At 72.7% G+C, this 20,853-nt stretch carries 23 protein-coding genes; 17 read left to right on the top strand and 6 right to left on the bottom strand.

Going from position 1 to position 20,853, the window contains the following annotated elements; all coding sequences use genetic code 11:
• Window positions 1-66: 66 nt before the first annotated feature.
• Window positions 67-1,365 carry a serine hydrolase domain-containing protein gene (locus tag AB5J73_RS39340; RefSeq protein WP_370963943.1) on the bottom strand — a complete coding sequence of 433 codons (1,299 nt, stop codon included), beginning with the start codon at window positions 1,363-1,365 and terminating at the stop codon, window positions 67-69.
• A gap of 919 nt (window positions 1,366-2,284) precedes the next feature.
• Window positions 2,285-2,434, bottom strand: a complete 150-nt coding sequence (locus AB5J73_RS39345) for a hypothetical protein (protein WP_370963945.1) — start codon at window positions 2,432-2,434, stop codon at window positions 2,285-2,287.
• A 186-nt stretch (window positions 2,435-2,620) separates the two neighbouring features.
• On the opposite strand from AB5J73_RS39345, the gene AB5J73_RS39350 reads away from it, so the two are divergent.
• On the top strand, window positions 2,621-3,175 hold the full coding sequence (locus tag AB5J73_RS39350; protein ID WP_370963947.1) for a DUF4230 domain-containing protein: 555 nt from the start codon (window positions 2,621-2,623) through the stop codon (window positions 3,173-3,175).
• On the opposite strand, the gene AB5J73_RS39355 is transcribed toward AB5J73_RS39350, so the two are convergent.
• On the bottom strand, window positions 3,138-3,734 hold the full coding sequence (locus AB5J73_RS39355) for a TetR/AcrR family transcriptional regulator (RefSeq protein ID WP_370963948.1): 597 nt from the start codon (window positions 3,732-3,734) through the stop codon (window positions 3,138-3,140). The two genes, AB5J73_RS39350 and AB5J73_RS39355, sit on opposite strands and share 38 nt — an antisense overlap.
• Before the next feature lie 100 nt (window positions 3,735-3,834).
• Between AB5J73_RS39355 and AB5J73_RS39360 the strand changes: the two genes are divergently transcribed.
• Window positions 3,835-4,854, top strand: a complete 1,020-nt coding sequence (locus AB5J73_RS39360) for an NAD(P)-dependent alcohol dehydrogenase (protein WP_370963949.1) — start codon at window positions 3,835-3,837, stop codon at window positions 4,852-4,854.
• 12 nt (window positions 4,855-4,866) lie between these two features.
• Here the strand turns inward: AB5J73_RS39360 and AB5J73_RS39365 are convergent, their stop codons facing one another.
• A complete protein-coding gene (locus tag AB5J73_RS39365; RefSeq protein WP_370963951.1) occupies window positions 4,867-5,217 on the bottom strand; it encodes a UBP-type zinc finger domain-containing protein in 351 nt (116 codons plus the stop codon).
• 181 nt (window positions 5,218-5,398) lie between these two features.
• Between AB5J73_RS39365 and eno the strand changes: the two genes are divergently transcribed.
• A complete protein-coding gene (gene eno, locus AB5J73_RS39370; protein ID WP_370963953.1) occupies window positions 5,399-6,682 on the top strand; it encodes a phosphopyruvate hydratase in 1,284 nt (427 codons plus the stop codon).
• On the opposite strand, the gene AB5J73_RS39375 is transcribed toward eno, so the two are convergent.
• Both AB5J73_RS39375 and AB5J73_RS39380 read right to left on the bottom strand, forming a co-directional pair.
• Complete coding sequence (locus tag AB5J73_RS39375; RefSeq protein ID WP_370963954.1) at window positions 6,666-6,974, bottom strand: EthD family reductase; 309 nt, start codon at window positions 6,972-6,974, stop codon at window positions 6,666-6,668. The two genes, eno and AB5J73_RS39375, sit on opposite strands and share 17 nt — an antisense overlap.
• A 63-nt stretch (window positions 6,975-7,037) precedes the next feature.
• Window positions 7,038-8,180 (bottom strand): acyl-CoA dehydrogenase family protein, encoded by a 1,143-nt coding sequence (locus AB5J73_RS39380; RefSeq protein WP_370963956.1) that lies wholly within the window; start codon window positions 8,178-8,180, stop codon window positions 7,038-7,040.
• A gap of 160 nt (window positions 8,181-8,340) precedes the next feature.
• Between AB5J73_RS39380 and AB5J73_RS39385 the strand changes: the two genes are divergently transcribed.
• The 14 genes from AB5J73_RS39385 (at window position 8,341) to AB5J73_RS39450 (ending at window position 20,851) form a co-directional block, all read left to right on the top strand.
• A complete protein-coding gene (locus AB5J73_RS39385) occupies window positions 8,341-9,450 on the top strand; it encodes an LLM class flavin-dependent oxidoreductase (RefSeq protein ID WP_370963958.1) in 1,110 nt (369 codons plus the stop codon).
• Entirely contained in the window at window positions 9,447-10,118 is a 672-nt protein-coding gene (locus AB5J73_RS39390) for an alpha/beta hydrolase (protein WP_370963960.1), read from the top strand. The genes AB5J73_RS39385 and AB5J73_RS39390 overlap by 4 nt, the downstream gene beginning before the upstream one ends.
• An 8-nt stretch (window positions 10,119-10,126) precedes the next feature.
• On the top strand, window positions 10,127-10,549 hold the full coding sequence (locus AB5J73_RS39395; RefSeq protein ID WP_370963962.1) for an Rrf2 family transcriptional regulator: 423 nt from the start codon (window positions 10,127-10,129) through the stop codon (window positions 10,547-10,549).
• A gap of 10 nt (window positions 10,550-10,559) precedes the next feature.
• Window positions 10,560-10,988: a cupin domain-containing protein gene (locus AB5J73_RS39400; RefSeq protein ID WP_125314235.1), complete on the top strand. Its 429-nt coding sequence runs from the start codon at window positions 10,560-10,562 to the stop codon at window positions 10,986-10,988.
• A 3-nt stretch (window positions 10,989-10,991) separates the two neighbouring features.
• Window positions 10,992-11,723 (top strand): DsbA family protein, encoded by a 732-nt coding sequence (locus AB5J73_RS39405; RefSeq protein ID WP_370963964.1) that lies wholly within the window; start codon window positions 10,992-10,994, stop codon window positions 11,721-11,723.
• 102 nt (window positions 11,724-11,825) lie between these two features.
• Entirely contained in the window at window positions 11,826-12,794 is a 969-nt protein-coding gene (locus AB5J73_RS39410) for an ABC transporter substrate-binding protein (RefSeq protein ID WP_370963965.1), read from the top strand.
• Entirely contained in the window at window positions 12,791-13,591 is an 801-nt protein-coding gene (locus AB5J73_RS39415; protein WP_370963966.1) for an ABC transporter permease subunit, read from the top strand. The genes AB5J73_RS39410 and AB5J73_RS39415 overlap by 4 nt, the downstream gene beginning before the upstream one ends.
• 9 nt (window positions 13,592-13,600) lie before the next feature.
• Window positions 13,601-14,569, top strand: a complete 969-nt coding sequence (locus AB5J73_RS39420; protein ID WP_370963967.1) for an ABC transporter substrate-binding protein — start codon at window positions 13,601-13,603, stop codon at window positions 14,567-14,569.
• Window positions 14,566-15,276, top strand: coding sequence for an ABC transporter ATP-binding protein (locus tag AB5J73_RS39425; RefSeq protein WP_370963968.1), 711 nt, complete (start codon window positions 14,566-14,568; stop codon window positions 15,274-15,276). Before AB5J73_RS39420 ends, AB5J73_RS39425 begins: the two co-directional genes overlap by 4 nt.
• Entirely contained in the window at window positions 15,273-16,742 is a 1,470-nt protein-coding gene (locus tag AB5J73_RS39430; RefSeq protein WP_370963969.1) for an FAD-dependent oxidoreductase, read from the top strand. The genes AB5J73_RS39425 and AB5J73_RS39430 overlap by 4 nt, the downstream gene beginning before the upstream one ends.
• Window positions 16,739-17,092, top strand: coding sequence for a 4Fe-4S dicluster-binding protein (locus AB5J73_RS39435; protein ID WP_370963970.1), 354 nt, complete (start codon window positions 16,739-16,741; stop codon window positions 17,090-17,092). The genes AB5J73_RS39430 and AB5J73_RS39435 overlap by 4 nt, the downstream gene beginning before the upstream one ends.
• Window positions 17,089-18,147 carry an LLM class flavin-dependent oxidoreductase gene (locus tag AB5J73_RS39440; RefSeq protein WP_370963971.1) on the top strand — a complete coding sequence of 353 codons (1,059 nt, stop codon included), beginning with the start codon at window positions 17,089-17,091 and terminating at the stop codon, window positions 18,145-18,147. The genes AB5J73_RS39435 and AB5J73_RS39440 overlap by 4 nt, the downstream gene beginning before the upstream one ends.
• On the top strand, window positions 18,144-20,369 hold the full coding sequence (locus tag AB5J73_RS39445; RefSeq protein ID WP_370963972.1) for a molybdopterin-dependent oxidoreductase: 2,226 nt from the start codon (window positions 18,144-18,146) through the stop codon (window positions 20,367-20,369). Before AB5J73_RS39440 ends, AB5J73_RS39445 begins: the two co-directional genes overlap by 4 nt.
• Window positions 20,366-20,851 (top strand): flavin reductase family protein, encoded by a 486-nt coding sequence (locus AB5J73_RS39450; protein WP_370963973.1) that lies wholly within the window; start codon window positions 20,366-20,368, stop codon window positions 20,849-20,851. Before AB5J73_RS39445 ends, AB5J73_RS39450 begins: the two co-directional genes overlap by 4 nt.
• Window positions 20,852-20,853: the final 2 nt, after the last annotated feature.

Raw genomic sequence — 20,853 nt, forward strand, 5'->3', positions numbered from 1 at the left:
GATCGCACCTTCCGGGCGCAGGCTGAGGAGCCCGCCGGCACGGCGGGCACGGGGAGGGGTCTCGGTTCAGCAGCGCCGCGCGAGGCGGCCGCCGATTTCGACCGCGGTCGAAGCACCGTCGTCGCCGCGGAAGCGGCCGCACGGCGTGGCCCGGCCGGTCGCGGGGTCGCGGACGGTGAAGCTGCCGTCGTCGTACCGGGCGAGCTCGGGGTAGACCTCGCCGTCGACGACGAGCGCGGCCCCCTCGCCGTCGCGGCGGACGGTGTAGTCGATGACACCGTTGCGGTAGCTGCCGAAGTCGCCGTCCGGGACCGGTACAGGCAGCGCGCCGGGCACGCCGAAGCGCTGCTCGGGCAGGTCGAGGCCCAGCTCGCGCAGTTCGCCGGCGACGTCGTGCCACATGTCCGTGCCCGCCGCGCCGTTCGCGGTGAAGGCGACCACGCAGGCGCCGGCCTGGTCGATGCGCAGGTGGCAGGAGGTGCCGTCGGCGGTGCCGTCGTGGCCGAGCCAGGCGTCGTCCCCGGTACCGAAGTGGGCGATGCCCAGGCCCCAGCCGTCGGCGAGCCCGAACGGCTCGGCTTCCGGGACGGGCCGGTGCATGTCGGCGGCGGTCACGACGTCGAGCAGCCCCGGCTTGCCCAGGTGGATCCGGCCGAGTTCGACCAGGTCCCGCGCGCTGAGCGCCAGCGCCCCGGCGGGTTCGAGCATCGGCGGCAGCACCTGCTCGACCGGCCGCGCCCCGGCCGGGCCGGTGGCCCGCCCGTGCCCGGAGACACCGCGCCCGCTTCCGGCGTAGACCGGTTCGATCTTCGACGGCCGCAGGACGATCGCCTCGACGGCTTCCCGCCAGGTCATCCCGGTCACCGCTTCGACCACGGCCCCGACCAGCGCGTACCCGAGGTTCGAGTAGGAGAACGCGGTGCCCGCCGGGCAGACGGGGACCGCCTCGCGCACCTCGCGCAGGCAGCCCGCGGTGGGATCGGCGGGGTCGGACGGCAGCCCGCTGGTGTGGCTGAGCAGCCGGCGCGGGGTGAGCGCGCCGGCCAGGCCGGCCACGCCCAAGACGTCTCCGACGGGTTGATCCAGCTCCAGGTCGTCGTCGGCGACGAGCGCCAGCACGACGGTCGCGGTGGCGACCTTCGTCACCGAACCCGTCGGCACCGCGGAGTCCTCGGTCATCGGCGTACCCCGGTCCTGGTCCTCGACACCGGTCTGGACCACCACCGGCTCACCGTCCCGCAGGACAGCGAGCTGCGCACCCGGCACCCGGTGCCGGCGAGCCGCGCGGTCGAGCACCGCGTGCAGCCCCTCCGCCGTCACCAGCTGCCTGCCCGAAGCGTTGTGACCGTCCCGCACGGATTGCATGACCCGACCCTCCGATATCGCCACGAATAACCCACCCAACGCGAATGCCCTCGACTGCGGCCGCCCCGCGCAATCCCCACCAGCGCACCTCGCGGGGGCCACTGGAATTAATACGCTGCCCGTTCGCCGCTGATCGTCAGTACCGCCAATCGTGGGATGCAAACATACGACCACCCCGGTTCGGAGTTACCCAACGTAGCAAGCACAACGACAGCATTCCACAAGTTGAGCAGCCATTTACCCGACGGTTTCCCGCGCCGGTGGACACGTCGAACGACGGCGGGCACCGGCAAATCACCGGACCACCCTGCCGACTGGTCATACAGCCACTTCGAGGCTGCAGAAGGCTGTTACCCGAGGGCGGAAGGGGTCAAACAAACGTCCTCGGGCCACTTTCGAGCCCCGGGTTTCCGCTGCACCTGACAGGCCTGTCAACTGCGGAAACGCGGATATTGATCTTTTTCCGCAACATTACTCGCCGGTCAAGCAGCACACCCGGACGCACGTGCACTGTATCGTGCACCCCGGACCGGTCTTTATTTCGCATAATTTGCCGCTCGTCCCACGAACCGGGAAACAGGACAACAACCGGATCACCCGATTGGACCGTAACGAAATAGGCGCCGGAATTCGGAGGGTCACCGGCCGCTTTCACGCTTCCGAACGTTCACCGACGCGGCCGCGTTCGTTAGTCGGAAGCGTCCGCGAATGGGACGGATCGGCCGCCGAGGGTGCGGTCGGCCGGGCGCGCTGCCTTACCACAGCAGCGGGTCGGCGGGTACCGGAAAACAGCCTCGCCAGCGCGCCGGGTTGCCGCGGAAGGGCAGGCGCTACGCCGCGCCGAGCACCGCGCGGTCCGGGAAGCCGGTCAGCACGCCGGGGACATGACGGGTGACAGTCGCCGCGGTGCGGCCGGGCGTTACACCGCCGTCCCGCTTGCGGTCCAGACCACCGCCGGTCCGGCCGGTGCGCCGAGCTTCGTGCCCTTGCGGTAGCCGCCGAAGATCAGGCCGAGGACCAGGATGACCAACGCGATCACCAGCACCCACAGCAACAGAGACTTGCGCACGGCGGTTCCCATCGTCGGCGGACTCGGCCCCGCGAACGTACCCACGGGACCGGTTCGCCAAGCGCGTGCTTGGGTATTCCTCCCGGCATGGGTGCATGGGGCAAGCGGCTCATCGGAATCGCTGTGGCGGTAGTGGTCTTGGCGGCCGCCGCGCTCGTCGGATCGGCGGTTCACCTGTTACCCCAGTTGCGCAATCCGTTCGCCCAGCAGACCGAGGAGCACTCCGGTCCGGTGCTGCTGCAGTCGATCGTCGAGCTCTCGCGCTACGAGGCCGCCAGCGGGTCGTTCCAGGTGGTCGTCGACATCACCACCAGCTCGGTGCTGCCCAGCTTCCTCGTGGGCAGCGACACGATGTTCATCGGTGTTGGCACGGACAACGCCTACGTCGACTTCTCCGGGCTGAAGGGTGACGCCGTCCAGGTTTCCGACGACCGCCTGTCGGCCACGATCACCCTGGCGCACGCCCAGCTGGAGCCGGCGACGCTGGACGTGCACGAGTCCCACGTCTACGCGCAGCAGCAGGGCTTGTTCACCCGCGTCAACGAGTTCCTCAACGGCAACCCGAATTCGCAGCAGGCCCTGTACGAGCTCGCCCAGAAGCAGATCCAGGCCGCGGCCGCGAAGAGCACGCTGGTGGCCGACGCGGAGCGGAACACGAAGGTGATGCTGACCGGACTGCTGCAGTCGCTGGGCTTCAAGAACATCACGGTGAACTACGCCGACAACCCGGCCGGCGGCTGAGGACGGGCAGGACCAGGTCGTCGACGACGTGGTCGAGGAACTCGGGTTCCAGCGGCAGCCGCCACAGCCAGCGCATGAACACCACCGACGCGACCACCTCCTCGAAGAGGCCGGCGTCGACCGGGGCGAGCAGTTCACCGCGCTCGACGGCCCGGTCGACCACCTCCTGCGGGAGCCGCGCGCCGCTGGAGAACCGGGTCTCGAGCTCGTCGATCAGATCCGGGTCGGCCGCGCGGGCCTGCACCAGGCCGACCGCGAGCCGGCCGTCGAAACCGCGGAGCACCTCGGCGAAGCGGTGCACGTGCGCGGCGAGGTCGCCGCGGAACGTCCCGGTGTCGACGGACCACGCCGTCCGGTTCGCGTGGTAGCGGGTCATGGCGGCGATCGCGATTTCGCGTTTGTTGCGCCACCGCCGGTAGATCGTGGCCTTCGAGGTCCCCGACCGGGCGGCGACGGCGTCGATCGTCATCGACACGTACCCCGCCTCGGCGATCAGCTCCAGCACCGCGTCGAGGATCCGCGCGTCACGGGTGGGGTCCAGCGGACGGCGAGCGCTCATCGTCCGATGCTACCACGATAAGTGCACGTCAAACCGTTAGACAGTACGATACCGTTTCGTACTGTAGGGTCGGTGGCGACTCCGGCAGGAAGGGACAACCATGACCGTCACCTCCTACGCGGCGCACTCCGCGGGCAGCCGCCTCGAACCCTACGAACGCGCACCCGGGCCCCTCGGACCGCTGGAAGCCGACGTCCGCGTGACGCACTGCGGCGTCTGCCACAGCGACATCGGGCAGATCGACGACGAGTACGGCATCACCCGCTTCCCCTGCGTGGCGGGCCACGAGGCCGTCGGCGTGGTCGAAGCCGTCGGCGCCGCCGTCGACACCGGGCAGCTGCCGATCGGCACCCGGGTCGGCGTCGGCGCGATCGCCGGCGCCTGCTTCCGCTGCGCCTTCTGCCTGAGCGGCCGCCACAACCTCTGCCCCGAGCGCGACGACACCGTCCTGCGCGGCGACCGAGGGGCGTTCACCGAACTGCTGCGCGTCTCCGACTGGCGCACCGCCTACCCCGTTCCCGACGCCATCCCGTCGGCGCAGGCGGCGCCGCTGATGTGCGCCGGCGTAACCGTTTTCGCCCCGCTGATCCGCCACGGCGTCCGGCCCGTCGACCGGGTGGCCGTCGTCGGCATCGGCGGGCTCGGGCACCTGGCCCTGCAGTTCCTGGCCCACTGGGGCTGCGACGTCACGGCCGTTTCGACCACACGGTCCAAAGAGGACGACGCGCGCCGGTTCGGCGCGACCTCGTTCATCGCCACGAACGAGGAAGGCGCGCTCGCGGCCGCGGCGGGATCGTTCGACTTCGTCCTGTCGACGGTGTCCGCGAACCTGCCCTGGGGCGACTACCTGGACCTGCTCGTGCCGCAAGGACGGCTCAGCGTGGTCGGCGTCCCGCCCGAGGCGATCGCCGTGCACCCGATGCGACTCCTGCCCGCCGAAAAGACGATCTCCGGCGGCGTGCCTGCCTCCCCGGCCGAAACCCGGCTGATGCTCGACTTCGCCGCCCGCCACGGCATCGGGCCGCAGGTCGAGACCTTCCCGGTGGCGGAGATCAACACCGCGATCGACGTCGTACGCGCCGGCCGGGCCCGCTACCGGGCAGTCCTGGACCTGACCTGACGCCCGCCCGGTTCAGCGGTGCAGGTGCTGGGGCCAGTCCTCGGGCAGCCGTTCGGCCGGGCCGGGCGCGGCCTGCGTGAGCGGGCGGTGCTCCGGGGCGGCCAGTGCCGGACCGGACTCGTACATCGTCTCCTCTTCGTAGTCCCAGAACCACTCCTCACCGGGCTCGAAGCTGCGCACGATCCGGTGCCCCGACGCCGACGCGTGGGCGCTCGCGTGCTGGCCGGGTGAGGAGTCGCAGCAGCCGATGTGGCCGCAGGCCGCGCACCGCCGGAGGTGGAACCACCAGCCCTGCGGGTCCGCGGCGTCGCAGTCCGCGCAGCCCGGGCCGCTGGGCGGCACCGCGGGGTCGACTCCTTGCATGCGAACTCCTCTGCTCGGGACTGCGGGCGAGTCCGACTCTAAACCGAACGGCGAACGCCGCCAGTGCGCCGGGCCCGCTCCCGGAAAGTTCGGGATCGATTCAGAGATTTCTGCTAGCCTCGCCCCTGTCTCGCGGCTCACCGTTGCGCCGCCCCGTTCGGCGAACTCACCGAGGAGCGCAATGACTGCCATCGTCCGGGTCAAGGGCCGCGAAGTTCTGGACAGCCGCGGCAACCCGACCGTCGAGGTCGACGTCGAGCTGGCGGACGGCTCGCTCGGCCGGGCCGCGGTGCCCTCCGGCGCGTCCACCGGCACCCGGGAAGCGGTCGAGCTGCGCGACGGGGACAAGGCCCGGTACCACGGCAAGGGCGTGCGCAAGGCCGTCGACGCCGTCAACACCGAGATCGCCGAGGCGGTCGTGGGCCTGGACGCCGAGGCGCAGGCGGAGGTCGACCGCGCGCTGATCGCGCTGGACGGCACCGCGAACAAGGCCCGCCTCGGCGCGAACGCGACGCTGGGCGTGTCGCTCGCCGTGGTCAAGGCGGCCGCGGCCGCCAGCTCGCTGCCGCTGTACCGGTACGCCGGCGGGGTGTTCGCCCACCTGCTGCCGATGCCGATGATGAACATCATCAACGGCGGCGCGCACGCGGACAACCCGATCGACTTCCAGGAGTTCATGATCGGCCCGGTCGGCGCGCCGACGTTCGCCGAGGCCGTGCGGATGGGCTCCGAGGTGTTCCACACGCTGCGCAAGTCGCTCCACGACGCCGGGCACAGCACCAACGTCGGCGACGAAGGCGGGTTCGCGCCCGACCTCAGCTCCGCCGACGAAGCGCTCGAATTCGTGCTGCGCGCGATCGAGCAGTCCGGCTACACCCCGGGCGAGGACATCGCCCTGCTGCTCGACCCGGCCGCGTCGGAGTTCTACACCGGCGAGGTCTACGACTACACCGGCGAAGGCCGCAAGCGCAGCGTCGAGGAGCACGTCGCCTACCTCGCCGACCTGACCGCCCGCTACCCCATCGTGTCCATCGAGGACGGTCTGGCCCAGGACGACTACGCCGGCTGGAAGCAGCTCACCGACACCATCGGCGACCGCGTCCAGCTCGTCGGCGACGACGTCTTCTGCACCAACGTGAACCTGCTGGCCGACGGCATCGAGCGCGGGATCGGGAACTCGATCCTGGTCAAGGTCAACCAGATCGGCACCCTCACCGAAACGCTGACCACGGTGGAGACCGCGCACAAGGCGGGCTACTCCGTGGTCATGTCCCACCGCTCCGGCGAAACCGAGGACACCACGATCGCCGACCTCGCCGTCGCCACCAACTGCGGCCAGATCAAGACCGGCTCGCTGTCCCGCGCCGACCGCACCGCCAAGTACAACCAGCTCATCCGCATCGAGGAGGAACTGGGCGCCGAGGCGCGCTACGCCGGCGCGAGCACGATCAGCGGTCGCCGCTGAGCGGGTAGTGGATCATCTCCACCCCGCCCGTGGCGTAGTTCGGTACGTCGGCCGCCACCGCCTTGCCCGCTTCGGACCCGAGCGCGGCGGCCATGGCCTCGGCCGACTCGAAGTCGGCGTGGAAGACGGCGAAGTACTTGCGCTCGCCCGCGAGCGGAGCCACGTCGAAGGAGTATTGCGAGTGCAGGAGGCCGGGCAGCTTCGCCGCCAGCGGCAGGTGGGTGGCGACGTAGTACTCCCGGAAGTGGGCTTCGTCGGCGGGCGGCGGGTAGAGCACGGTGAGCCGGTGCATCGGTCCCCTTTCGGCGGTGGTCCCCTGCCAGCCTGGCACAACTCGGCGGGAACCGCGCCCGGCTCACCCCAGGATCGAGCGCCCCAGCCCGGTCAGCACGGCGTCGTCCTGCGGGGTGTGGACGCGGCTGCACAGCACGTCCCGGTAGTGGCGCTGCAGCGGGTTGCCGTGGGTCAGGCCCGGGTTCCCCGCCAGCGCGACGGCCTGCTCGACCGCTTCGATGAGCAGGCGGGTGGCGAGGACCTTGGCGACGCCCGCGTGCGCGGCGGCGCCGGGGTCTCCTTCGTCCACCCGGCGGGCCAGCCCGAAGAGGATTTCCTGCGCACCGGTGATCCGCGCGGCGATCTCGCCCGCGCCCGCCTGGAACCGCGGCAACGTGGACAGCGGCTTGCCCAGCCCGCTCGGGACGCGCTCGCGGAGGAACCCGGTGAGCCAGTCCAGCGCGTTGCGGGCGACGCCGAGGTAGAGCGCGGGCAGTGCCAGCGGGAACGTGAGCGACGGTGGCCGCTGGGTGTCCGGTGTGGACAGTCCGGCGGTGGCGCCGGCCGCCACGGGGACGTCGGCGAACACGACGTCGTGGCTCGCGCTCGCCCGCAGGCCGAGGTGGTCCCAGGTCGGCTCGATCGTGATGCCCGGCGCGTCGGCTCGGACCAGGAACCCGCCGACGCGCGGCTCGGGCTCGTCGGTCCGGGCCCAGACGACCAGCCGGCGCAGGCCCACCGAGCCGGTCGAGTAGATCTTGCGGCCGGACAGGGACCAGCCGTCCGCGGTCCGGCGCGCGACGGTCGCGGGCAGGCCGCCGCGGGTGGGTGAGCCGAGCTCCGGTTCGACGCGCAACGCGTTGATCAGCACCGGCCGCGCGGCGGATTCCGCGAGCACCTCCCGGTAGACCTCGTCCGGCCACGCGCCGTCGAGTCCCTGCCCGGCGTGGACGAACAGTGTCATCGCGGTCACCAGCGCGACCGACGGGTCGCCGCGGCCCAGCTCGGACAGCAGCCGCGCGGTGTCGAGGACCCCGGCGCCCGGTCCGCCGTAGCGCGGGTGCACCGTCGTCGTCAGCAGCCCGGCCGCGTGCACCAGCTCGACGCCCTCGTGCGGGAACGTCGCTTCGCGGTCGTGCTCGCCGGCCCGCGCGGCCAGCCCGGCGACGATCGACGGCAACGCGGCCAGGTCGGGCTTCGGCACGGTGGCGACGCTCGTGGTCACGACTTCCTCCGGGGGTCGGGTGCGGCGAGACGATAAGCCGCGCGGATCGCCCGGAGCCAGCCACGTCCACCAATTGGACACCTGGAGCTGCCCAATTGACAGGGCGCCCGCGGATGCCGTTCCCTACCGTTGCGTTTGTCTTGCGGCGAAAGGAAAGCAGATGCCCGTCGAGTTCGTCGGCATGATCGGCACCCAGGACGCGAGCGAGACCCGGCCGGCCAGAGGACCGGTCGTGGACCCGGCCTACGTCCGCCGGTTCGCCCGGGCGCACGAGGACGGCGGGTTCGACCGTGTGCTCATCGGCTACGGCGCGGGCTGGCCGGAGGGCCAGCAGGTCGCCGCCTACGCGGCCGCCCACACCGAGCGCCTCGGCGTGCTCGTCGCGCACCGCCCCGGGTTCGTCGCCCCGACGCTGGCGGCGCGCGCGTTCGCCACCCTCGACCACTTCAGCGGCGGGCGCGTCGCGGTGCACACCATCACCGGCGGCAGCGACGTCGAGCAGGCCCGCGACGGCGACTACCTGCCCAAGGACGAGCGGTACGAGCGCACCGGCGAGTACCTCGAGATCCTCAAGCGCGCCTGGACGTCCGGGTCCGCGTTTTCCCACCACGGCAAGCACTACCGGCTCGACGACTACACCCCGCAGGTGCGGCCGCTGCAGAACCCGCGCATCCCGCTGTACTTCGGCGGTTCGTCCGAAGCGGCCTACCGGGTCGGCGGCAAGCACGCCGACGTCTTCGCGCTGTGGGGCGAACCGCTGAAGGAGACGGCGGAGCAGATCGCGTCCGTCCGGGCGGCGGCGAAGGCGGCCGGACGGCTCACCCCGCCCGGGATCAGCGTGTCGTTCCGGCCGATCCTCGCCCCGACCGAGGAGCTGGCCTGGGAACGGGCCGAGCGGATCCTCGACAAGATCACGGCTTCCGGCGCGGCGAAAGCGGCCCGCGAATGGCGGGACGGCGGCCCGCCCACGAACGCCGGCAGCGTGCGCCTGCTGGCCGCGGCGGCGAAGGCCGACCGCCACGACCGTGCACTGTGGACACCGCTGGCCACGGCGACCGGCGCCGCCGGCAACTCCACCGCGCTGGTCGGCACCCCCGAAACCGTCGCGCGGGCGTTGCTGGACTACGTCGACATCGGCGTCACCACCCTGCTGATCCGCGGCTACGACCCGCTCGACGACGCGATCGACTACGGCAGGCACCTGCTGCCGCTGGTGCGCTCCGAACTGGCCCGCCGCGAGCGCCGGCCCGCGACGGCGGCCGCCGTATGACGCGCGCCACCCCGGCCCGCTGGACCCCGGCCGAGGGCGTGACCGTGCGCGGCACGGTCGTGCTGCTGCCCGGCCGGGGCGAGCACCCCGGCCTCTACGGCCGGCTCGGCGCCCGGCTCGCCGCCGACGGCTACCGGGTCGCCGCCGTGTCCTCGGCGGACGACGTCGCGGCCGAGCTCCGCGGCGGCCCGGTGCCGGTCGTCCTGCTCGGCAGCGACACCGGCGCCGTCCGGGCGGTCACGCTCGCCGCGGAACTGCCGGTGCACGCGGTCGTCGCGGCCGGCCTCCCGCTGTCGGCCGACGCTCCCCCGGACCGCTCCTGGGCAGGTGAGCTCGACGCGCGGACCGCTTGCCCGGTGCACCGCACCCTGCTCGACACCGACGACCGCCTGCGCCGCGGCGCACTGCACGAAGAGCCCGCCGACATCCCCGCGGTGCTCCCGCTCACCCCGGTGCTCGTGCTGCACGGCGAGGCCGACGTGATCGCGTCGCCGAAGGCCGCCCGGGCCTTCGCCGAGATGCTTCCGGCCGGGCAGTTCGTGCTGGTCCGCGGCGGACGGCACGACGTGCTCAACGACGTCGACCACCGCAGCGTCGCCGCCGAGGTCGTCCAGTTCCTGGAGTGGCTGCGCGCCGGGACGCGCGGCCCGGTCCTGGTCCGGGGATGATGACGGGCATGCGCATCTCGGCCCGGGCGGACTACGCGATCAGGGTGCTGCTGGAGCTCGCCGCGGACACCACGCGGCCGATCACCTGCGAAGCCGTCGCTTCCACCCAGGGCATCCCGGCCCGGTTCATCAAGGCGGTCATGCGCGACCTGCGCCAGGCCGGGCTGGTCCGCAGCCAGCGCGGCTGCGAGGGCGGCTACTGGCTGGCCAAGCCGGCCGGCGAGGTGACCGTGCGGGACGCCGTGGTGGCGGTCGACGGCGAGTTCCTCTCCGTCCGCGGCGAACCGCGGCCCACGCTCGCCTACCACGGCACCGCCGCCGGCCTGACCCCGTTCTGGTCGGACGTCGAAGCCGGCCTCGACGCGATCCTGCGCGCGACGACGCTCGCCGACCTGCTCACCGATGCGGCCGCGGCCCGCGTCGCCACCTGAAGGGACTTCCATGAGCGACCTCTGGCACCAGCCGCTGCGGCACATCCGCGGGGCCGACCTGACCGGGGACACGAACCAGACGACCGGGATGAAGCGCCTGGAGGCGATCTCCGGCAAGACCGTCGGGTCGTCGAAGGTGTGGATGGGCGAGACGCACGTGGCGCCGGTGACCAACTCCGGCGACCACCACCACGGCGAGGCCGAGACGGCGATCTACGTCAAGTCCGGCCACCCGGTGTTCGTCTTCGCCGACGGCGACGAGGAGGTCCGGATCGAAACCGGGCCGGGCGACTACATCTTCGTGCCGCCGTACGTGCCGCACCGCGAGGAGAACCCGACCGACGAAGAAGCGGTCGTCATCATCGCCCGTAGCAGCCAGGAGGGCATCGTGGTCAACCTGCCGAGCCTGTGGTCCCCGGTCGACGTGCCCGAGGACTGACCCGTGCGCCCGGCCCTCGAAGTCGTCGAGTACACCGACCCCGCCTGCCCGTGGGCGTGGGGGTCGGAGCCGAAGTTCCGCCGCCTGCGGGCGGAACTCACCGGTGCCCGGTGGCGCCGGGTGTTCGGCATCCTCTTCGACGACGACGAGGACCCGGCGCCGGATCCCGCCGCCGAAGCCGCGTGGTACGCGAAGTTCATCGACGGCGTCACCGAGCACACCGGCGCCCCGAAGGCACCGCACCTGTCCTGGGTGGCGAGGACGAGCTGGCCGGCGTCCCTGGCCGCGAAAGCCGCGGAAGCGCAAGGGGAAACCGTCGCCGAGCTCGTCCTGACCCGGCTGCGCGAGACGACGTTCGTGCTCGGCACCCCCGCCGACGACACCGAGCGCGTGCTCGCCGCCGTCGAGGACGTGCCCGGTCTCGACCTCGCCGCGTTGCACGCCGCCATGACGAGCGACGAAATCCGCCAGGCCGTGCGCGACGACTGGCGCGAGACGCGCAACCCGTGCCCGGAAGTCCTCGACATCACCGCGCCCGGGCCCCACAGCGGCCGGGCGAAGCACCTCGAGCACCACGTCCGCTACGCGTTGCCGACGTTGACCTTCACCGGTCCGGGCGGCCGGTTCGTCGTGCCCGGCTGGCGTCCGCTGGGCGAGTACTTCGACGCCGCGCGCGCCGCGACGGTCCACAGTGGATCTCTTCCCGGTTCGTGGGAAGCCGGCCGCGGCCGTTGACTCTCCCCTTCGGCGGGGGAAAATAGACACACGCCGGTGACCATTCAGCCCGGCACCGCAACCAGAATCTCCGCGGCCGACGCCGCATTGGGGAGTTCCCGCATGCCCTCGAAACCCCGGCTCGCCCTGCTCGTGGCCGCTCTGCTCGGCCTCACCGCGCTCACGGCGTGCGGATCGTCCACTTCGGACGCGTCCGGCGAGGTCGTGCTGCGCGTCGGCGACCAGACCGGCGCCACGCAGTCCCGGCTGAAAGCCGCCGGACTGCTCGGCAACCTGCCCTACAAGATCGAGTGGTCGCAGTTCGCGGCCGCGGTCAACCTGCACGAAGCCCTGCGCGCGGACGCGATCGACATCGGCGGCGCCAACGATTCCCCGACCGTCACGGCGATCGCCGGCGGCTCGAAGATCAAGGTCGCCGCGGCGTGGAGCAACGGCGGCAAGGGCACCTACCTCCTGGTGCCGAAGGACAGCCCGGTCCGCACCGTCGCCGACCTCAAGGGCAAGCGGGTCTCCCCCACCACCCGCGGCAGCGTCGCGCACTACCTGGTGATCGGCGCGCTGAAGCAGGCCGGTCTCTCCGACAAGGACGTCACGCTGAACTTCCTCGCCCCCGCCGAGGCGAACGGCGCCTTCTCGACCGGCAACATCGACGCCTGGGCCACCTGGAGCGTCTACGCCGCCCGTGCCCGCGGTGAACTCGGCGCGCGGGTGCTGTCCGACGGCGCGGGCATCAACTCCGGCCTCAACGTGCTGTCCGCCACCGACAAAGCGCTGGCGGACCCGCGCAAGCGCACGGCCATCCAGGACTTCGCGAGCCGCGTCGACAAGAGCTACGCCTGGTCGAAGGCCAACCCCGACGCCTTCGACAAGTGGTACGCCGACTTCGCCCACCAGCCCCTGGCCATCGCCGCCCAGGTCCGCCCGGACGAGACGACCTACCAGCGGATCCCGGTCGACGCCGCGCTCGCCGCCCAGCTGCAGAAGAGCTACGACACCTGGGTCCGGCAAGGACTCTTCCCCGGCGGGAAGAACCTGAGCGAGTACATCGACTCCGGGCTCGATCCCCGATGACCCGCGCCGTCGCCCGGCCCGTGGTAGTCCGCTTCCCCCACCGCGCGGTGTCCTGGCTGACCCCGGTCGCGCTGCTCGTCCTGTGGGAACTGCTGGCCCGGACGGGAATCCTGCCGCAGCAGGTGCTGCCCGCACCCAGCGGCGTGCTGGTCAAGGCGGGCGACCTGCTGGCCGACGGCGAACTGGTGTCGAACCTGCTGGCCAGCCTCCAGCGGTCGGCGACCGGGTTCGCGATCGGCGCGAGCCTCGGCCTCGGGACCGGGCTGCTGGTCGGACTGTCCAAAGTGGCCGAAGCGCTGCTCGACCGCAGCATCCAGATGGTGCGCGCGGTGCCGTTCCTGGCCATCCTGCCGCTGGTCATCGTCTGGTTCGGGATCGGCGAGGCCGGGAAGATCTTCCTGATCGCGCTGGGCACCGCCGTCCCGCTGTACCTGACCACCGTGCTCGGCATCCGGCAGATCGACCCGAAGCTGCTGGAGCTGACCGACGTCGTCGGCCTCGGCCGCGGCGCGCGGATCCGCTGGGTGGTGCTGCCGGGCGCGCTCCCGTCGATCCTCGGCGGGCTGCGGCTGTCGCTCACCGCGGCCTGGCTCGCCCTGGTCATCGCCGAAACGCTCGGCGCCGACGCCGGACTCGGGTTCATGGCCACCAACGCCCGCGAGTTCCTGCAGACCGACGTGATCGTGCTCGTCGTGCTCATCTACGCCGTGATCGGGATCCTCTGCGACCTCGTCACCCGCCTGCTCGAACGCCGCCTGCTGCGCTGGCACCCCACCTACGCCCGCCTGACCGCCTGAGGACCCGCCATGACACTGTCCCGCCGCACGTTCCTGACCGCCGCCGGCCTCACCGCCCTCGCCGCCCCGCTCGCCGCGTGCGCCACCGGCTCGGCCGGCGGTGCCACCCCGGGCAAGGTCCGGCTGACCTACAGCACGATCTCCGTCCCGAAGGCCCGCGGTGTGCTGGAGAAAACGCTCAAGGAGCAAGGCATCGCCGTCGAGTGGGTGGGCCCGTTCCCCAACCACGCCCCCACGCTGCAGGCGGTCGTCGGCGGCACCGCCGACTTCAGCTTCGGCGGCAGCACCACCCCGGCCGACCAGGCGATCCTCTCCGGCGCCGACCTCGTCTACGTCGCCTGGGCCGCGTCCACCCCGCGGACCACCGCGATCGTCGCCGGCGCGCACACCGGCATCGAGAAGGTCACCGACCTGGCCGGCCGGACCGTCGCGGTCAACAAGGCGGGCCTCGGCGAGTTCCTGCTGGTCGCCGCGCTGGAGAAGTACCGGGTCCCCCGCGAGTCCGTCAAGATCACCTACCTCAACCCACCCGAGGCGTCCGCGGCCTTCGGCGCCGGGAAGATCGACGCCTGGGCCATCTGGCAGGGCTTCCGCGAGATCGCCGAGGTCCAGTACGGCGCCAAGCCGATCTTCGTCGACGGCGACGAGCTGGACTTCCAGATCGACTTCACCAGCTACCTCGTCCGCCGCGACTACGCCGAGCAGAACGCCGACACCGTCCGCAAGGTGATCGCCGCGTTCCAGGCCGACTACGAGTGGCAGAACCAGCACTACAAGGAATCCCTGGACATCGGCAACGCCGTTTCGCACTACCCGCAGGCGGTGCTGGACAAGATGGCCGCGAAGAACGTCCAGACGAAACTGGCGCTGATCGGCGACGACGGGATCGCGCAGCTCCAGCGCGGCGCCGACTGGCTCACCCAGCGCAAGATCCTCAGCGGCCCGATCACCGTCGCCGACCACGCGGTCAAGCTGTGAGCGCCGCCGTGCGCGTGCGCGCGCTGACCAAGAGCTTCGGTGACCGGACCGTCCTGGCCGGACTCGACCTCGACATCGCGCCCGGCGAGTTCGTCGCGCTCATCGGCGAAAGCGGCTGCGGCAAGACGACCTTGCTGCGCCTGCTCGCCGGGCTCGACTCGGCCGACGGCGGCGAGCTGGCCGCTCCGCCCGAGCGGATGGTGGTGTTCCAGGAGCACCGGCTGCTGCCGTGGCGGCGGGTGTGGCAGAACGTCGCCGTCGGCCTCCCCCGCGAAGGCGCCCGCGAGGCGGCGGCCCGGGCGCTGACCGAGGTCGGCCTGGCCGGGCACCTCGACGCCTGGCCGGTCACGCTGTCCGGCGGCGAGGCCCAGCGCGTCGCGCTCGCCAGGGCGCTGGTCCGCGAACCGCGGCTGCTGCTGCTCGACGAGCCGTTCGCCGCCCTCGACGCGCTCACCCGGATCAAGATGCACGCCCTCGTCCGGCACCTGGTGGACGTGCACCGCCCGGCCGTCCTGCTGGTCACCCACGACGTCGACGAGGCCATCCTGCTGGCCGACCGCGTGGTCGCGCTGCGGTCCGGCCGGCTGGCCGCCGAGCACCGCGTCGGCTTCGACGGCGAACGCAGCCGCCGCAACCCCGCGTTCGACGAGCTGCGCCACCGGCTGCTCGCCGAGCTCGGCGTCGCCGAACTGGCCGAGTCCCGGTGAACGCCGACGTGCTGGTCATCGGGGGCGGCCTCGCCGCGACCTGGACGGCCTTGGCCGCGGCCCAGGCCGGCGGGGACGTCGTGCTCGTGGACAAGGGCTACTGCGGCACCAGCGGCGTCACGGCGACCGCCGGGGTCACGCACTGGTTCGTCCCGCCCTCGCGGCACGAGCAGGCGGTCGCCGAACGGCACGCGCACGCGGGCGGGCTCGCCGATCCCGAGCGAGCGCTGCGGGTGCTGCGCACGACGTGGGAGCGGCTGCCCACCTTGGACCGGTACTACCCCTTCCCCGTGCGCGGCGGGGAACCCGACCGGACGAACAACGTGCGCGGGCCGGAGTACCTGCGCGCGATGCGGGGCCTGATCCACCGGGCCGGCGTCCGGATCCTCGACCACCACCCGGCCCTCGAACTGCTGCTGCGCCCGGACGGGTCGGTGGGCGGCGCGGCCGGGGTCCGGCGGCAAGCCGGCGGGGACTGGCAGGTCCGGGCGGGCGCGGTCGTGCTGGCCACCGGCGGCACGGCGTTCCGCTCGCACCTGCTCGGCTCCCGCGGCAACACCGGCGACGGGCACCTGATGGCCGTCGAAGCCGGCGCGCGGCTGTCCGGCATGGAGTTCTCGAACTACTACACGCTCGCGCCGGCGTTCTCGACGATGGCGCGGTCGATGACGTACCTGTTCGGCACCTACACCGACGCCGACGGCCGCGAGCTCGAGCTGCCGTCCGGGCCGGACCGCAACCGCGTCCTCGGCGCGGCGCTGCTGCGCGGGCCGGTGTTCACCACGCTCGACCGGGCACCGGAGTGGGTGCGCCGGAAGATGCCCGTGGTGCAGCCGAACTTCCTGCTGCCGTTCACCCGGCGCGGGATCGACCCGTACACCCAGCCGTTCGAGGTCACGCTGCTCGGCGAAGGCACGATCCGCGGGGTCGGCGGGCTGGTCGTCGACGGCACCGAGTGCGCCACCGGCGTACCCGGGCTGTTCGCGGCGGGCGACGTCGCGAGCCGGGTCCCGGTCGTGGGCGCGATCTCCGGTGGCGGGTCGCCCAACTCGGCGTGGGCCGTCTCGTCGGGCACGTGGGCCGGGCGGGCGGCGGTCCGGTACGCCCGCACGGCTGCCGCCGCGGCGGCGCCGGTGCGGCCGATCGGGCGGGCCGGGATCCGGCCGAGCGGGCCCGTGGCCGCGGTGGACACCACCGCCGTGACCGACGTCGTCCGGGAGGAGCTGAACGCCTACGACAAGAACATGTTCCGCGACGAAGCCGGCCTCCGCGGTTCGCTGTCCACATTGGATTCCCTGTGGACGGCCGTCGAAGCGGGCCTGACCGGCACCGGGCGGGACGCCGTGGCGGCGCGCGAAACCGCGTCACTGGTCGCCGTGGGCCGCTGGGTCAAGACCGCCGCCCTGCACCGCCGCGAGACCCTGGGGATGCACTGGCGGACCGATGGGCAGGAGGCCGCCGCGTGATCGAGCTCGTCCTCGCCGACCGCTGCATCGCCTGCGACAAGTGCGTCCGGGTGTGCCCGAGCGACGTCTTCGACGCCGTCCGCGGCGGCCCGCCGGTCATCGCGCGCCAGAGCGACTGCCAGACGTGCTTCCTCTGCGAGCTCTACTGCCCGGTCGACGCCCTGTTCGTCGACCCCGACTGCCGCACCCCCGTCAGCGCCGACGAAGCCGCCGTGCGGGCGAGCGACTGGCCCGCGCAGTACCGGCGCGACTCCGGCTGGGGCCGGGCGCGCCGCACCCACGCCAACGAAAGCTGGCGGATGAGCGACATCTTCGCCGCCGCCCGCGCCCTGGGACAGGAGACCCCGTGACGCTCGAATTCATCGGTTACGCCGCCGGCCGGCAGGCCAGCGAGATCGTCGCCCCGGACGGCCCGGTCGTCCAGCCCGGCTACCTGCGCGAAGTCGCCAGGACGCACGAAGAAGCCGGGTTCGACCGGGTGCTGATCGCCCAGTCCGCGAGCAGCCCGGACGGGTTCGTGCTGGCCGGCCAGGTGCTGGCCGCGACCGAGCGGCTCGGCGTGCTGCTGGCCCACCGGCCCGGGTTCGTCGCGCCGACCCAGCTGGCCCGCAAGTTCGCCACGCTCGACGCGTTCCACCCCGGCCGGCTCGCGCTGCACGTGATCACCGGCGGCGACGACGCCGACCAGGCCCGCGACGGCGACTTCACCGACAAGCCCACCCGCTACCGCCGCACCGACGACTTCCTGTCGGTGGTGCGGCGGACCTGGGCGTCGGCCGAGCCCTTCGACCACGAAGGCGAGTTCTACCGGGTCCGGGGCGCGCTCTCGGACGTCCGCCCGGCCGCCGGGATCCCGGTGTACTTCGGCGGCGCGTCCGAAGACGCGATCCGGGTGGGTGGCAAGCACGCCGACGTCTACGCGTTCTGGGGCGAGCCCCTGGCCGGGATCGCCGAGCGCATCGGCCGGGTCCGGGCCGCCGCGGCGGGACGGGACATCGCCTTCAGCGTCAGCCTGCGGCCGATCCCCGCCGCCACCGAGGCCGAAGCCTGGGAGCGGGCGCGGGAGGTCCTGCGGCTGACGCAGGACCGCGTCGGCGAGTTCAAGGGCCGCCGTGACTCCAGCGCCGCCGTCGGGTCGCAGCGGCTGCTGGAGGCCGCCGCGACCGGCGAGGTCGTCGACGAGCGGCTGTGGACGGCGGTGGCGAAGACGACCGGTGCGGCCGGCAACTCGACCGCGCTGGTCGGCAGCTACGAGCAGGTCGCCGGCTCGCTGCTCGACTACGTCCGGCTCGGCGTCGGCACCCTGCTGATCCGCGGTTTCTCGCCGCTGGCCGACGCCCGCGACTACGGCAAGCTGGTCGAGATCGTCCGCGAGCGGGCCGGCGCCGTTACCGTCGGGGCATGAAGCCGAGCACATCGCACTGGGGCGCCTTCTCGGCCGAGGTCGGCCCCGACGGCAGGCTGCGCGTCGAACCGCACCCCGCCGACCCGGCGCCGTCTCCCCTGCTGGGCAACCTGGCCGCCGCGCTGGACCACCCCACCCGGGTGGCCCGGCCGGCGGTCCGCCGCGGCTGGCTCGAGGGCGGGCCGGGGCCGGACGAGCGCCGGGGGCGTGACGAGTTCGTCGAGCTGCCGTGGGACGAGGTGCTCGACCGGCTGGCCGCCGAACTCGGCCGCGTCCGGGCCGAGCACGGCAACCAGGCGATCTTCGGCGGCTCGTACGGCTGGGCCAGCGCCGGCCGGTTCCACCACGCCCAAAGCCAGCTGCACCGCTTCCTGAACACCATCGGCGGCTTCACGTCGGCGCGGAACTCCTACAGCAACGGGACGTCGTCGGTGCTGCTGCCGCACGTCGTCGGCGACCCGCACGCGGTGCTGCGCCAGGCCTCGACCTGGCCGACGATCGCCGAGCACACCGAACTGATCGTCGCGTTCGGCGGGGTGCCGGAGAAGAACGTCTTCGTCACGCCCGGCGGGGTCACCGTCCACGGCACCCCCGGCCACCTCGCGCGGTTCGGCGGCCGCGTCGCACTCGTCAGCCCGCTGCGCGACGACGTACCGTCCACAGTGGACGCGCGCTGGTACCCGATCCGGCCCGCCACCGACACCGCGCTGATGCTGGCGCTCGCGCACACGCTCGTCGTGGAAGACTTGTACGCCACGGACTTCCTCGAACGCTACTGCGTCGGTTACGCGGAGTTCGAGCGTTACCTGCGCGACAAGGACCCGGACTGGGCGGCCGGGATCACCGGCATCCCGGCCGCGGACATCGTCGCGCTAGCCAGGGAGATGGCCGCGCACCGGACGCTGATCACCGTCACGTGGTCGCTGCAGCGCGCCGAACACGGCGAGCAGCCGGTGTGGGCGGGCATCGCGCTGGCCGCGCTGCTCGGGCAGATCGGCTTGCCCGGCGGCGGGTTTGGCCACGGCTACGGCTCGATGGGCGACGTCGGCGACACCGGTCCCGAGCTGCGCATACCCGCGCTCCCCCAGGGCGTCAACCCGGTCGCCGAGTTCATCCCGGTCGCGCGGATCGCCGACCTGCTGCTGCACCCGGGCGAGCCGTACGACTACAACGGCGAGACCCGGCGCTACCCGGACATCCGGCTGGTGCACTGGGCGGGCGGCAACCCGTTCCACCACCACCAGGACCTCAACCGGCTGCGCCGCGCCTTCGCCCGCCCGGACACCGTGGTCGTGCACGAACCCCATTGGACGGCCACCGCGCGGCACGCCGACATCGTGCTGCCCGCCACGACCGCGCTGGAGCGCGAGGACATCGGTTCCGGCCGCCGGGACACGCACGTGATCGCCATGCACCGGATCGCCGCGCCCGCCGGGGAAGCGCGGGACGACTACACGATCTTCGCCGCGCTGGCCGCCCGGCTCGGGGTCGAAGCGGAGTTCACCGAGGGCCGCACCGCCCGGCAGTGGCTGGCGCACCTGTACGACGGCTGGCGCGACGAACCGTCGTTCGAAGAGTTCTGGGCCGCGGGCGAGCTGCGGCTGCCGCCCGGCCGCGAGCACCACACCCTGTTCGCGGACTTCCGCGCGGACCCGGACGCCCACCCGCTGCGCACCCCGAGCGGCCGCATCGAGATCACTTCGGCGACCGTCGCGGGCTTCGGCTACCCGGACTGCCCCGGCCACCCGGTCTGGCTGCCGCCCGCCGAAACCGGGCCGCTGTGGCTGATCGCGAACCAGCCGCACACCCGCCTGCACAGCCAGCTCGACGCCGGCGACACCAGCCTGGCCGGCAAGGTGGCCGGCCGCGAGGCGATCCGGCTCAACCCCGCCGACGCGGCGGCGCGCGGCATCGCGCCGGGCGACGTGGTCCGGGTGTTCAACGACCGGGGCGCGTGCCTGGCGGGCGCGGTGCTGGACGACGCGCTCCGGCCCGGCGTCGTCCAGCTCCCGACCGGTGCCTGGTTCGACCCGGTCGAGGACCACCCCACCGGGCCGTTGTGCGCGCACGGCAACCCCAACGTCCTCACCGCGGACATCCCGTCTTCGCGGCTTTCGCAGGGCTGCGCCGGCCAGCACGCGGCAGTCGACGTCGAACGGTTCGACGGGCCGGTCCCGGAAGTGCGAGTCCTGCGTCCACCGATCCCGAAGGGACCCCGATGACCTCGTTGCAGCCCGTGACGTCCGAAAGCCGGTTGCGCGAAGCGTTCGGCTGCTTCCCGTCCGGCGTCACCGCCGTGTGCGCGCTGATCGACGGCGTCCCGCACGGAATGGCCGCCAGCTCCTTCACGTCGGTTTCACTGGCCCCGCCGCTCGTGTCGCTGTGCATCCAGCGCACGTCGGCCACCTGGCCGCGGCTGCGCGACCGGCGGCTCGGCCTGAGCGTCCTGGCCGAGGGGCAGGACGACGCCTGCCGCCGGCTCTCCGCCCGGCAGGGCGACCGCTTCCACGGCGTCTCGTGGCAGGCCGGCGCGGACGGCAGCGTGTTCATCACCGGCTCGAGCGCGTGGCTGGAGTGTTCGCTGGCGGAAGAGGTCCCCGCCGGCGACCACCTGATCGCCCTGCTGCGGATCCACGGCCTGCACACGGCGGAAACCCCGCCACTGGTGTTCCACGGCAGCCGCTTCCGCCGGCTCGCCGCGTGACG

It is taken from the genome of Amycolatopsis sp. cg9, from assembly GCF_041346945.1.
GTDB lineage: Bacteria > Actinomycetota > Actinomycetes > Mycobacteriales > Pseudonocardiaceae > Amycolatopsis.